Origin of the sequence: Polyangium sorediatum, from assembly GCF_029946465.1 — a bacterium.
GTDB lineage: Bacteria > Myxococcota_A > Polyangia > Polyangiales > Polyangiaceae > Polyangium > Polyangium fumosum.
Map to the genome: position 1 here is coordinate 160,501 of NZ_JARZHI010000001.1, position 13,025 is coordinate 173,525.

Consider the following 13,025-nt stretch of genomic DNA (forward strand, 5'->3'; position numbering starts at 1 on the left):
CATTCGCGCGGCTTTGCCGTCCCGCTCGGAGCCGACCCGTGGACCGCTCTTCCCTCGCAAACCTCTCCGCGCTCGTCCGCCTCCTCGACGAGGACGCCGAGGTCCGGCGCGACGCCGCCGCGACGATCGACCCCCGCCCGCTCCCCGCCCGCTTCGCCCTCCGCCAGGCCATGCTCGGCGACGAGGACGCCGACGTCCGCGCCGCGGCCGCGCAGAAGCTCGGCGAAGTGCGCAGCCGTCGCTTCGCGTCCGCCTTCGTCGAGGCGCTCGAAGACCCGATGCCCTCCGTGCGCGACCGCGCCTACCGCGCGCTCGCCCGGCTCGAATCCCCCGACGTCTTGCCCCACGCGGCCCGCGCCATCCGCAAGGAGCCCGTGTGGTGGGTGCGTCGATCCGCCGTGCGCGCCGCAGCCGCGGCCGGGGGCAAGGACGCGCTGCCGCTGCTCGTCGCGTCCCTCGCAGACCCCTTTTGGCGCGTCCGGCACGCCGCCGTGCAAGCGCTCGTGGTGCTCGGCGAGGACGATTCCGACGTGCGGGACGCCGTCGCCCACGCCGCCGCGAACGATCCGACCGGGACCGTCTCCTCCGCGGCGCATTACCTGGGCGCTGCGTGGTCCGGCGCCGCCGCGACGCCCGCCGCGACGGCATCGCTGCCCGTGCTCCTCTCCGAAGGCCTCGCCGACGAGGACCCCGCCGTCGTCACCGCGCGCCTGGAGAAAGTCGATCCCGCGGCCGTGCCCGCCGCCGCCCTCGTCGCCTGGCTCGGCGATCCCCACGCGGCCTTGCGCGCCCTCGCACGTCGCCGGCTGCGCGAACGAAACGATCCCGACGCCTTCCTCCTCGCCCTGCGATGGCTCGACGAGCCCCGCGTCCCCCACGCCGCCGCCGAGGTGCGCGCCGTGCTCGATCGGCTCGGCAGCAGGGAGGATCTCCCGCTCGCGCAGCGTGTCCTCGCGGCGGATCCGACGTCCCCCGGCGCGCTCGCCTGGGCCGCGGAGGTGCTCGCGGTGCGGGGCAGCGCCGAGGATCTGGAGCGGGTGCGCGGGCTGGCAAAGAGCGGCCCGCCGGCACTGCGCGCGGCCGCGGTGACGGGGCTCCTTCGGGATCAGCGTTCGCTCCCGATCGTGCTCGGCGCGCTCGACGATCCGGACGAGGACGTCCGCGCGGCCGCGCTCGCCGGCTGGGAACATCGCCCCGGATCGCCGCGGATCCTTGCGGCGTGGGCCGAGGCCCTGCTCGCGTCCGCCCCCCGCGCCGTCGCCGCCCGCGAACGCCGCGCCGTCGCCGAAGCCGCCGCCCTTCTCGGCGACGACCCCCTCCTCGCCCGCGCCGTGGCCGACGCCGACCCCGCGACCCGCGCGATCGCCCTCGCCGCCCGCGCCGCCTCGGGCGACCTCCCGCCGGCCGAAGGCGTCCGCGCCCTCGCCGACGAGGACCCCTGGATTCGCGCCGCCGTCCAGGACCCGGTCGCCGCGCTCTCCGCCGTCGTCAGCGACCCCGACCCCGGGGTCCGCCGCCAGGCGATGATGCTCGTCTTCCGCCACCACGAGGCCCTCGCGCCCGACGACGTCCGGGCCGCGGCCCTCGCCTCTGCCCTCGCGCCCGACCCGTTCCTCCGCGCCCGCGCCGCCGACCTCCTCGCCCCCGCGGACGACCCGCTCCACCCCGAAGCGCTCCGCGCCCTGCTCCGCCTCTCCCAGGACCGCACCCCGATGGTCCGCGCCGCCGCCGCGAGCGCCCTCGAAGGCGTCGTCGACCTGGAAGACCGGCTCCTCGGGCTCCTCGATCCGTCAAAACCCGAGCCCGACGAGGCCGTGCGCACCTCGGCCTATACCTGGCTGCTCCGTGACGGCGACGATCGGGCCCTCGCGCGGCTCGTCGCGGCGCTTTCGCCCGGCGCCGAGGGGGCGCTCGTGAAGGCGCACCTCGAAGCCCTGACGCTCGTGCTCCCGGACGAGGCGTTTGCCAAGCAGCCCTCCCTCGTCCAGCACCGCCCGGCCTCGCCCCCGGCTGCGGAGCCGCCGCGCAAACGCGCTCCGGCGGCCACGCGGCCCGAAGGCGTCCCCTTGCGCCCCCTCGGCACGACCGGGCTTTTTGTATCCCCGCTCGTGGTCTCGGGCGCGCACGGCCTCGTGGCGTCGAGCTTCGCCGATGCGCGTGATGCCGGGGTCAATGCCTTCTTCTGGGAGCCGCGTTATCACGAGCTCACACGTTTCCTGCGGTCGCGCCGGGCCGGACGGGATCGCCTCGTCCTCGTCGCCGGCACCTACCATTCGGGCCCCGACGCCCTCCGCGCCGACGTCGAGCGCACGCTCGCGCGCTTGCGTATCGACTGGATCGACGTCTTCCTCCTTTTTTGGGTCCGCTCCCCGGATCGCCTCGCCGATGACGATTACGACGCCCTCGCGCGCCTGCGCGACGAAGGCAAGCTGCGCGCATTCGGCTTCTCCACGCACGACCGCGCCGTCGCTGTCGGGGCGCTCCAGAAGCGCCCCTGGCCCGTCGTGATGACCCGCCATAGCGCCGCTCACCCCGGCGCCGAAACCCAGCTCCTCCCCGAGGCCCTCGCCCGCGGCACGGGCATCCTCACGTTCACGGCCACGTCCTATGGCCGCCTGCTCCGCCCCGCGGCTGGTGACGGCCCGGAGGCCCAGCTCCCGACCGCCCCCGATTGCTACCGATACTCGCTCACCCAGCCCGGCGTGAGCGCCACGCTCACGGCGCCGCGCAGCCACCGCGAGCTCGTCGAAAACCTCACCGTCCTCGCGCGCCCGACCTTGCCCGAGGACGCGCTCCCCGCGCTCCGCGCCCACGGCGAGCGCATCCGTGCCGAGACGCGACGTTTCGACGCCCTGGTCCGCCGCGCGCCGGGCGGCCCGCGCGACCGGCTGCGCGCTTTGCTCGAAGAAGACACCACGCGCCCTGACGAGGCCCTTCCGCCCGAGCCCAAGATGTGATGTCATCGCCTCGCTCACGGGAGGCGCGAGCAGCCAGCTATCACCCCGCGATGTCACGTCGCGGCTGCGAACGACTCCCCATGGAGAATGAAGCGTCACGGGGACCGCCCCGCAGGGCTTTTCGTCCCCGTACGCCTCTGCCGAGCAGGTGGCGACGCCTCCCGTGAGCATTGCTTTCCGACCTTCCCCGGGCCGGGAAAATGTGCTCCCATGGGGACGGCTCCCGGGGACACGAGCAGCCAGCTATCATCCCGCGATGTCACGTCGCGGCTGCGACCTGTACCCCATGAAAGAATGATGCGTCACGAGACCGCCCTGCGGGGCGATACAGCTTGCAGCTGTAGGTCTTGTCAACGCCTCTGCCGAGCAAGTGGCGTGGTCTCCGGGAGCCTTTTCTGACCCAGGTCAGCCGCCCGCCGTCTCTGCGAGGCTCTCCTTGGTTCGCCGCGCCTCGGCGCGCCGCTTGCCCCTTGTTGGGCGCGCGGGCAGGACAGGGGAGGGGGCGGCCTGCTGTTCTGGAGGCGGGGGTCGGTGTCTTCGAACGACGGTTCACCGAGTTTTCCGCGATACTACGAGTGTCCCATAAAAACGGGTCGCCATTTCCGGCTGGACGCTGGGGTTTTACCCGGTACGCTCGACCTTCGCCGCATGACCGACAACCCGCACGACGCGCTCTTCCAGTACGTCTTCTCGAATCCGGAGCACGCGGGCCCCGCGCTCCGCACGATGCTCCCGCCGGCGCTCGCCCGGAAGGTCGATTTCGCGACGCTCACGCTCTCGCCCGGCCATTTCGTGGACCCAGAGCTCGACGCGCATCGGAGCGATCTGCTGTTTTCTGCCAGGATCGCGAACCGCGATGCCTTCATCTACGTACTTTGGGAGCATCAAAGTTACGTGGACGCGTGGCTGCTCTTGCGGCTGCTCGAGTACATGGTGCAAATCTGGCAGTCGTACCGGGACGAGCACCCGCGCTCGAAGAAGCTGCCGGTGATCGTCCCGGTCGTCTTGCACCACAGCAAGACTGGATGGCGGGCCGCGCGGCGATTCGAGGAGATCGTCGATGTCGACGCGGCGGCTTCGGAGGTGCTCGCATACGTGCCACGGTTCGGGGTGCGAAAAGTTGGGGGCGACAGCGTGTTCGATCAGATCTTCTACGCAGGCGAGCGGCTCGAGCTGAAGGGGTTCGAACGGGGGATCGAGCAGAGCAAGCGCGAGGGTCGCCGCGACGTCCTCGTGCGCCAACTCGCGCTCCGCTTCGGCGAGCTCCCCGCCTCCGCCCTGGAGACCCTCGACGTGGCCTCGATCGAGGCGCTCGACCGCATGACGGACCGGATTCTCACCGCCGCCACGCTCGCCGAGGTCCTCGGCACCGAACCCCCCGCCGCGCCGAAGCCCGCTCGAAAGGCCCCTGCGCGCAGGGCCTCGCAACCTCGAAGCCGCAAACGCTGAGCGCGCTGCTCCTGACGCCGATCCCCCGTTCCCCCCTTAAAAATCTCCCCCCATCCCTGGTAGGATGCGCCGCCATGAGCCTTGTCGGCCTCCTCCTCGAGCTCAAGCCTCTGCTCGCCGATCCCGACGCGAACTTCGAGCGCGTCGCCGAGCTGCTCGAACGACACCAGAACCTCGCGGAATACGAGGTCGCGCGGTTTTACGCGGGTCGCGCCTTCGTCGAGCCCGTGGGCAAGCTCCTGCGCAGCGAGGATCCGCGCGAGCGGCTGCGGGGGGTCCGCATCGTCCCGCTCATCTTCGCCCGGGGAAACGCGGCGCAGCACCTCCGCCGCATGGTCAAGGATGCCGACAACACCGTCGCGGGGGCCGCGCGCGCTGCCGTCAAGACGCTCGGCCTCGCCGATGTCGCGCCGCCTGACCGGCGCGCCTCCGCGCCGCGGTTCGCGAGCCCCACCGCGCGCGGCGGCTGGAATCCCACGGGCTGGATCTTCGGGCTCTTTCGGTCCCAATATGTCTTCCGCCGCGGCGCGACGGCGACCCGGACCCCGCCGAAGTTCGATGTCCCCGAGCTCAAGAGCCGCGCGGACGTGGCCAAGCTCGTCGGCGTCAAGACCGGCGTCCTGCCCGCCCTCATGCGCCCGGGCACCGGCAAGGGGAGCGGATATGTCGAGTTCGAGATTCCCAAGCGCACCGGCGGCCTCCGGAAGATCTCCGCGCCCCGCGTCCGCCTGAAGGGCGTCCAGCGCGCCATCCTGCGCGAGATCCTCGAAAAGCTCCCCGTCCACCCCGCGGCCCACGGCTTCATCGAGGAGCGCTCCACGCTCACGAATGCAACCCCTCACGTCGGCGCCGCCGTCGTCGTGCGTATCGACATCGAGGACTTCTTCCCCACGGTCCATTACCGCCGCGTCCTCGGCTTCTTCTTGCGTCATTACGACGAGAAGGTCGCCACCACGCTCGCCGGCCTCACGACCCACCGCGCCAAGCTGCCGGACGGCACTGTGGTGTGGCCGGGCGCATTGCCGCAGGGCGCGCCCACCTCGCCGGCCCTCGCGAACCTCGTCTGCCGTCGCCTCGACGCGCGCCTCGACGCCCTCGCCCGGAAGACCGGCGCGACGTATACCCGGTACGCGGACGACCTCACGTTCTCCTTCCGCGACCCGCCCGCGCGCCTCGGGCGTTTCCTGTGGTGGGTCAATGCGATCCTCCAGCAGGAGGGCTTCGCCGAGAACGTCAAGAAGCGCCGCATCATGCGCAAGGGCAATCGCCAGCGCGTGACGGGCCTCGTCGTCGACCAGAAGCCGTCCATCCCGCGCGAGGAGCGAAGGCGCTTCAAGGCCATCCTGAGCAACTGCCGCCGGCACGGCGTGGCCTCGCAGGCCCGGGGCAAACCCGACTTTCCGGCGTGGCTGCGCGGATACGCGGCCTACGTGCGCATGGTTCACCCCGAGCTCGGCGCGAAATGGCAGCGCGAGGTCGAGGAGATTCTGTCGAAGTGAAGGGAGGGTAGGGGATCGTGTCGAGCACCGAAGAGCTGAATCCGTACGAGGCGCCCAAGGAGACAAAGACCACGAAGCGCCCCAAGAAAAAGAAATCCGAAGACGACCCGCCGCACGACCCGGCCATCGACGCGATCGTCTTTTCGCTCCAGAAGACGCGGCCCTGGATCACCCTGTTCGGCACGCTGAGCTACCTCGGCGCCGTCGGGCTCGTGGTCTTTGGTCTCTACGCGATGACCTCGTCCCCGATGTCGCGGGCGCTCGGCGAAGTCGGGGCCGTCGCCTTCCTCGTGTACCTCATCCTCGCGATCCTCTACGCCGTCATTGGCACGCGCCTTTTCCGGTATCGCGATAGCATCAATCAGGTCCTCGCGGCCGACGGGCGCCTTGATTTCATCGCGACCGCGATCGAGCGTCAGCGCGAGTTCTGGGCGTTCGTCGGGGTCATGACGGTCGTGCTCCTCGGCCTGTACGCTCTCATCATCCTCGGTGTGATCATGTTTGCGCTCGGTCGCTGATACGGCGCACCCCGATGTCCATCCACGTATACCCTCCCTCCCACGCCGCCCGTGTCCGGCCGCTCTGGGATCTCGACCCCGCGATCACCTTCCTCAACCACGGCTCCTTCGGCGCCTGCCCCTTGCGCGTCCGCGAGGCGCAGGATCGATTGCGCGCGCAGATGGAGCGCGAGCCCGTGCGTTTTTTCGTCCGCGAGCTCGAACCGCTCCTCGATGCGGCCCTTCAGGCCCTCGCGGACTTCGTCGGCGCGGGCGCCGCGGACCTCGCATTCGTCCCCAACGCGACGGCCGGCGTCAATACGGTCCTCCGCTCGCTCGACCTCCGCCCCGGCGACGAACTCGTCACGACGAACCACGAATACAACGCCTGCCGCAATGCCCTCGAACACGCGGCCGCCCGCGCCGGCGCCCGCGTCGTCGTCGCCGCCGTCCCTTTCCCCCTCGACTCCCCCGACGACGTCGTCCAGGCCGTCCTCGATGGCACGGGGCCGCGCACCCGCCTCGCCCTCGTCGATCACGTCACGAGCCAGACCGGCCTCGTCTTCCCCGTGGAGCGTATCGTCCCCGAGCTCGCCCGCCGCGGCGTCGATACGCTCGTCGACGGCGCGCACGCCCCCGGCATGGTCCCGCTCGACCTCCGCGCGCTCGGCGCCGCTTATTACACGGGCAATTGCCACAAATGGATGTGCGCCCCCAAGGGAGCGGCGTTCCTCCACGTGCGCCCCGACAAACAGGCGCACATTCGCCCGCTCTCGATCAGCCACGGCGCGAACAGCCCTCGGACGGACCTCTCGCGTTTCCGGCTCGAATTCGACTGGACCGGCACGCACGATCCCACGCCGTACCTCGCCCTCCCCGAGGCCATTCGTTTCCTCGCTTCGCTCCTGCCGGGCGGCGCGCCTGCGCTCGCCGAGCACAACCGGCGGACGGCCCTGGCCGCGCGGGAGCGCTTGTGCGAGGCCCTCGGCGCGCCGCCGCCCGCGCCCGCATCGATGATCGGCTCGCTCGCCACCGTCCGGCTCCCGGAGGCCGCGGGCGACCCGCCTGCGCCCCCGCTTTTCCTCGACCCTTTGCAGGAGGCGCTCTTTTCGCGCCACGGTATCGAGGTCCCCATCATCCCTTTTCCGCCCCCGCGGGGCCGCGTCCTCAGGATCTCGGCGCAAATCTACAACGACCCCGAAGAGTACGCGCGCCTCGTAGACGCGCTGCGGGCCGAAGGGGTATCTTGAGCGCCTCCCGAATCCTTAGGAGGTGCCCATGAAATTCAAGAACCCGAAGCCTCTCACGACGCTGACCCCTGGCATTCGTCGCCGTGACTTTCTCAATGGCCTGCTCGTCGGCGCCTCCGGGATCCTCCTCGGCGGCCTCGGCGCGGGGTGCAGCGACGAAGGGGGCACGGGCACCCCGCCCCCGAGCCCGCAGTACAAGGGCGACGTCTTCACGATTTGCCACGAGGTCCGCGACGGAAAGGCGTTCGAATTGCCTGCCGCCTCGGGCGATCCTTACGATTGCGTGATCATCGGCGGCGGCATCAGTGGCCTCGTCGCAGCGCGCAAATTGCAGAAGATCGGCGTCACGAACCTCCTGCTCCTCGAAAAAGAGGATCCCGTCGGCGGCGTCGCCAAAAAGGGCGGCGATCCGGAGCGCACCCACGGCCAGGCCGCCGCGTACACCGTCTTTCCCTACAACGACAACCTCAACGAGACGTACGAGGACCTCGGCATCATCACGGGCTACGACATGGACGGGGGGCCCATCGTCGACGAGAAATACATCGTCAAGGGCCCGGCGAACGGCGATTGGTTCAACGGCCAATGGTACGAGGACGCCTGGGAGGAGGGCATGGACGCCCTGCCTTATCCGCCGAACGTGATCGCCGACCTCAAGGCTTTCCGCCAGGACATGATCGACTGGTACGGCTACGAGGGCCAGGACCAGAAGTTCGGATTCGACACGCCGACGGACAACTCCACCACGGATCCCGAGGTCCGCGGCCTCGATAACCTCACGCTCTCCGAATACGTCGCCTCGAAGGGCTGGGCCCCGGAGGTCAGCGCGTTCTTCGATCCGTACGTCCGCTCCGCGCTCGGCACGACCCACGACAAGGTCTCCGCCTGGGCGGCGATCGGCTTTCTCGGCTCCGAATTCGGCCCCGTCCTCTCGCAGCCCGGCGGCAATGCGTACCTCGCGCTGATGCTCGCCGAGAAGATCGGCGCCGATCGCATCAAGACCGGCGCGTTCGTCCTCCGCGTGAAGAACGAGGGCGACGAGGTGCTGGTGTCCTACATGATCGACGGCGCGATCACGACGATCCGCGCCAAGACCGCGATTTACGCGGCGAACCGGTACATCGCCAAGCACGTCGTGCCCGAGCTCGGCGCGGCGGGGCGTGACGAGGCGAAAGAGTATCGGTACACGCCTTACATCGTCGCGGCCGTGTACGTGAACAAGACGCCGCCGAACCTCGGCTTCGACAACTGGGTCCACGGCGATTTTTTCTTCACGGACTTCATCGTGGCCGACTGGACAAGCCTCGCCGATCCCGCGGCGGCGCCGCTCGACCGGCCGAACGTGCTCTCCTGTTATTGCCCCCTCTTCGGGCCGACGGCGCGCGTCGAGCTGCAAACGAAGCCGTTCGAGGAGTACGAGGAGCGCATCCTCGCGGACCTGGAAAAGGTCGTGCCCGGCGTGCGCGCGAGTGTCACCGGCGTCGACCTCTATCGCTGGGGGCACGCCATGCTCGCGGCCGAAAAAGGCTTCGTCTTCGGCGCGGCGCGCCTCTCGTCCAAACAGCCGCTCGGCAAGATCAGCTTCGCCTGCCACGACTCCGACGGCCTCCCCGCGTTCGAGAATGCCGTCGGAGCCGCGTACACGGCGGTGGGCGAGGTGGCGGTCCACCTCGGCGTCATGGCCTGATCGCGGGTCAGGGCAAAAGCTTGGCGACGTAGGCGTCGTTCCCGCCCGCGCTCGTGACGGGGCCGCCGAGGTTCATCGTGCCCTGGAAGCGCCCCGCGACGAGCACATTGCCCGACCCGTCCACGGCCACGGTGCGGCCCCATTGTTCGAGCGTATCCCCCGCGCGGCGGCTCCACACGTGCGCGCCCAGGGCGTCGAGCTTCGTGACGAATGCATCGTTGCCGCCCAGGCTCGCGATCGGCGTGGCGCCGCCGAAGTTCACCGAGCCCGTCATCCGGCCCGCGAGCACGACGTTGGCTTGCGCGTCCGTCGCGACGGCGAAGCCGACCTGGTCGCCGGCGTCCCCGAAGTGCTTGGCCCACTGGTACACACCCGCGCCGGTGTACTTGGCGACGAAAATGTCGTTGCTACCCGCGGTCGCCACGTCTCCGCCGCCGTAATTGACCGTGCCGGCGGTCGCGCCGGTCACGATCACGTTGCCCGCGTTGTCCACGGTGACGCCGTTGCCGATCTGATTGCCGATCCCGCCGATGCCACGGACCCATTGAAGTTGCCCCGCAGCCGTGAGCTTGGCCAGCATCGCGTCCTGATTGCCCGCGCTGATGACGACGAATCCGCCAAAACTGACCATTCCCTCGAAGAAGCCCGTGAAATACACGGCGCCGCTCGCGTCCGTGGCGACGCCGCGCATCCCCTCGCTGTTCGCGTCGCCGTAGCTCCTGCTCCAGACGTGATTCCCCGCCGAATCGAGCTTCAGCACGAAGAGGTCGTCGAGCCCCACCGCCGTCAGCGTGCCGACGCCGAAATTGATCGTGTTGCGAAAATGGCCCGCCACGATCACGTTGCCCGCCGGATCCACGGCCACCGCCGAGCCTTCGTCGCCGCCCGCGGCCCCGTACGCCCGGCTCCACACGAATGCGCCCGCCGGATTGAGCTTCAGCACGAACACGTCGCTCGTTCCATTGACACTCACGTGCGGCCCCCCGCCGAAATCCACCGTCGACTGGAAGACCCCCGTCACGACGATGTTTCCCGCGCCATCGACGGCCACGCTGCGCGCCCCGTCGGTGCCGTTCGCGCCGAACCGACGGCTCCAGACGTGATTGCCCAGTGGGTCGTATTTGGCCACGAGGATGTCGTGCACCCCGTTGGGGGAGCTGAGCGGTCCTCCGCCGAGGTCGATCGTTCCGACGAACTGCCCCACGACGATCACGTTGCCCTGCGCATCCGTGGCGACGTCGAGGATGTCCTGATCGAGCGCATCGCCGAACGCCCGGATCCACTCGGTCGCGCCGCACATGTCGCCCACGGGCCCGGTGCAGCTCTCGTCCTCGGGCGTCATGCAATTCTCGGCCTGGGGCAGCACCTCGCCCATGCAGGGCCCGTACGCCGAGCCCTGCGCATTGCACGTCTGCGTGCCCGCCTTGCAGATCCCGACGCCCAACGTCCCGCCCGGTCCAGTATAACAAACCGTCGTGGAGCCCGGGTTGCAGACGCAGCCCGCGCCGCTCTCGTTGACGAGCCCGTCGCAGTCGTCGTCCTCCGGCGTCGCGCACGTCTCGATTGCGGGCAGGACCTGCCCGACGCAGGCCCCGTACGCCGTCCCGTCGGCATTACACGTCTGCGTGCCCCCTTTGCAGATCCCGACGCCCAGCGTCCCGCCCGGTCCGGTATAACAAACCGTCGTGGAGCCCGGGTTGCAGACGCAGCCGACGCCGCTCTCGTTGATGAGCCCGTCGCAATCCTCGTCCTCCGGAGAAAGGCACGTCTCGGTCGCCGGTAACACCTGCCCGACGCAGGCCCCGTACGCCGTGCCCTCGGCATTGCAGATCTGCGTCCCCGCCTTGCACACCCCCTTGTCGAGCGTGCCCTCCGGCCCGGTGTAACAAGGCGCCGTCGCGCCGGGCGCGCAGGCGCAGCCCTCCTCGTTCGAGAGCCCGTCGCAATCGTCGTCGCCCATCGTCTGGCATGACTCGGGCACGGGCACGACCTCGCCGATACACGGGCCATATCCGCTCCCGTCGCCGAGGCACGTCTTGAGCCCCGCTTTGCACAGGCCCACGATTTGCGTGCCCGGCGGGCCCGAATAACACGCATCGATCTCCCCGGGCGTACACACGCTCCCGCCCCCGGTGCCGCCTGCGCCGCCCATTCCTCCGACGCCACCTGCGCCGCCCATTCCCCCGGCGCCACCTGCGCCGCCCGTTCCGCCGACGCCGCCGGTGCCACCCGTGCCACCCGTGCCCCCCATTCCGGCCGTGCCGCCCGAGCCTCCAGGCCCGCCCCAGCCGCCTTCGCCGCCCTCGCCACCCTGGCCGCCGCTTGCGCTCGACGTTGGATTGCCGCCCACCGAGCAGCCCGAGGCGAGCGCGAGGGGGACGAGGAGAGAGACGAAGGGCAGCCGAGAACGGGAGAATCGACGTTTCATGGGCCCGGCAGGTAAGCCGCACGGAGGCCGCGCGTCAATGGCCGGGAGCTTACGAGCAGGAGGACGGGAACGACGCGCCGCGCGCCGCTTCGAACGCGGCGAGGAGCGGTCGCGTGGAGGTGGTGAGGCAGACGGTACCACGCGGCTCGCGGGGGTCGACAGCGGCACCCGCGCCGCTAGACTCGGACGCCCATAAACCACGCGAGAGGAACCATGGAATACCGCACCCTCGGAAATAGCGGCGTCAAGGTCTCCACCCTCTGCCTCGGCGCCATGACGTTCGGCGAGGCCGACGAGAAATCGTTCATGCACAAGGTGGGCTGTGACGAGCCCACGGCGCACGCGATCCTGAGCCGCGCGCTCGATCGCGGCGTGAACTTCATCGACACGGCCGACGTCTACGGGCAGGACGGCCTCTCCGAGCGTGTCATCGGGAACTGGCTCGTGCAGGGCAAGCACCGTGAGCGCACGGTCCTCGCCACGAAATTCCGCTTTCGTATGGGCGACGGCCCGAACGGCACGGGCGCCTCGCGTTATCGCATCATGCGCTGCGTCGAGGACAGCCTCCGGCGCCTGCGCACCGATCGAATCGACCTGTACCAGATCCACATGCAGGACAACGACACGCCCGAGGAGGAGACGCTCCGCGCGCTCGACGACATCGTGCGTCAAGGCAAAGTCCTCTACATCGGGGCCAGCAATTACGCGGCGTACCGGCTCACCGACAGCCTGTGGACGAGCCGCACCTCGCACGTGAGCTCGTTCGTCTCGCTGCAGATGCAATACAGCCTCGTCTCGCGCGAGCTCGAGCGCGAGCACGTGCCGCTTTGCAAGAAATTCGGCCTCGGCATCTTGCCGTGGTCGCCGCTCGCGGGCGGGTTCCTCACCGGCAAGTACCAGAAAAACCAGCCCTCGCCCGAGGGCACGCGGCTCGACAAGTGGAAGAGCCAGCTCGCCGGGTTCGATACCCCGCGCAATTGGCGGATCCTCGACGCCGTCACCGCCATTGCCAAGGAGCGCAATTCCACGAAGGCCGCCGTCTCGCTCGCGTGGCTCGTTCAAAAGCCCGCGGTCACGAGCGCGATCTTCGGCGCGCGCTCCCTCGAGCAGCTCGACGCGTGCCTCGCGGGCGCGGAGCTCGCCCTTTCGGCCGAGGAGATGAAGCGCCTCGACGAGGCCAGCGCATTCGATCCCGGCTATCCCTACGAGATGATCGGCCGCGTGCAGCAGGGCCGCTGGTAGCTCCGTTGGTCCCCGG

At 70.0% G+C, this 13,025-nt stretch carries 8 protein-coding genes; 7 read left to right on the forward strand and 1 reads right to left on the reverse strand.

What is annotated here, in order from left to right:
• The first annotated feature begins 38 nt into the window (after positions 1–38).
• The 6 genes from QHF89_RS00685 to QHF89_RS00710 all read left to right on the forward strand — a co-directional run bounded on the left by QHF89_RS00685 (position 39) and on the right by QHF89_RS00710 (position 9,339).
• Entirely contained in the window at positions 39–2,957 is a 2,919-nt protein-coding gene (locus tag QHF89_RS00685) for an aldo/keto reductase (RefSeq protein ID WP_136965165.1), read from the forward strand.
• A gap of 648 nt (positions 2,958–3,605) precedes the next feature.
• Positions 3,606–4,406 (forward strand): Rpn family recombination-promoting nuclease/putative transposase, encoded by an 801-nt coding sequence (locus QHF89_RS00690; RefSeq protein WP_136965166.1) that lies wholly within the window; start codon positions 3,606–3,608, stop codon positions 4,404–4,406.
• Between the two features lie 74 nt (positions 4,407–4,480).
• The gene (locus tag QHF89_RS00695) at positions 4,481–5,905 is read left to right on the forward strand and encodes a reverse transcriptase family protein (RefSeq protein WP_136965167.1); all 1,425 of its coding nucleotides are present in this window, start codon (positions 4,481–4,483) and stop codon (positions 5,903–5,905) included.
• Between the two features lie 17 nt (positions 5,906–5,922).
• Complete coding sequence (locus QHF89_RS00700; protein WP_136965168.1) at positions 5,923–6,423, forward strand: hypothetical protein; 501 nt, start codon at positions 5,923–5,925, stop codon at positions 6,421–6,423.
• Positions 6,424–6,437: 14 nt separating this feature from the next.
• On the forward strand, positions 6,438–7,652 hold the full coding sequence (locus QHF89_RS00705) for an aminotransferase class V-fold PLP-dependent enzyme (RefSeq protein WP_136965169.1): 1,215 nt from the start codon (positions 6,438–6,440) through the stop codon (positions 7,650–7,652).
• 28 nt (positions 7,653–7,680) lie between these two features.
• Positions 7,681–9,339: an FAD-dependent oxidoreductase gene (locus QHF89_RS00710; RefSeq protein ID WP_136965170.1), complete on the forward strand. Its 1,659-nt coding sequence runs from the start codon at positions 7,681–7,683 to the stop codon at positions 9,337–9,339.
• A gap of 7 nt (positions 9,340–9,346) precedes the next feature.
• Here the strand turns inward: QHF89_RS00710 and QHF89_RS00715 are convergent, their stop codons facing one another.
• A complete protein-coding gene (locus tag QHF89_RS00715; RefSeq protein ID WP_136965171.1) occupies positions 9,347–11,767 on the reverse strand; it encodes a hypothetical protein in 2,421 nt (806 codons plus the stop codon).
• A gap of 213 nt (positions 11,768–11,980) precedes the next feature.
• Between QHF89_RS00715 and QHF89_RS00720 the strand changes: the two genes are divergently transcribed.
• Complete coding sequence (locus QHF89_RS00720) at positions 11,981–13,009, forward strand: aldo/keto reductase (protein ID WP_136965172.1); 1,029 nt, start codon at positions 11,981–11,983, stop codon at positions 13,007–13,009.
• The last annotated feature ends 16 nt before the right edge of the window (positions 13,010–13,025 follow it).

Excerpts from the sequence above, each read along its gene's own strand:
- QHF89_RS00690 (WP_136965166.1), top strand. The coding sequence starts at position 3,606 with ATGACCGACAACCCGCACGACGCGCTCTTCCAGTACGTCTTCTCGAAT.
- QHF89_RS00695 (WP_136965167.1), top strand. The coding sequence starts at position 4,481 with ATGAGCCTTGTCGGCCTCCTCCTCGAGCTCAAGCCTCTGCTCGCCGAT.
- QHF89_RS00705 (WP_136965169.1), top strand. The coding sequence starts at position 6,438 with ATGTCCATCCACGTATACCCTCCCTCCCACGCCGCCCGTGTCCGGCCG.
- QHF89_RS00710 (WP_136965170.1), top strand. The coding sequence starts at position 7,681 with ATGAAATTCAAGAACCCGAAGCCTCTCACGACGCTGACCCCTGGCATT.
- QHF89_RS00715 (WP_136965171.1), bottom strand. The coding sequence starts at position 11,767 with ATGAAACGTCGATTCTCCCGTTCTCGGCTGCCCTTCGTCTCTCTCCTC.
- QHF89_RS00720 (WP_136965172.1), top strand. The coding sequence starts at position 11,981 with ATGGAATACCGCACCCTCGGAAATAGCGGCGTCAAGGTCTCCACCCTC.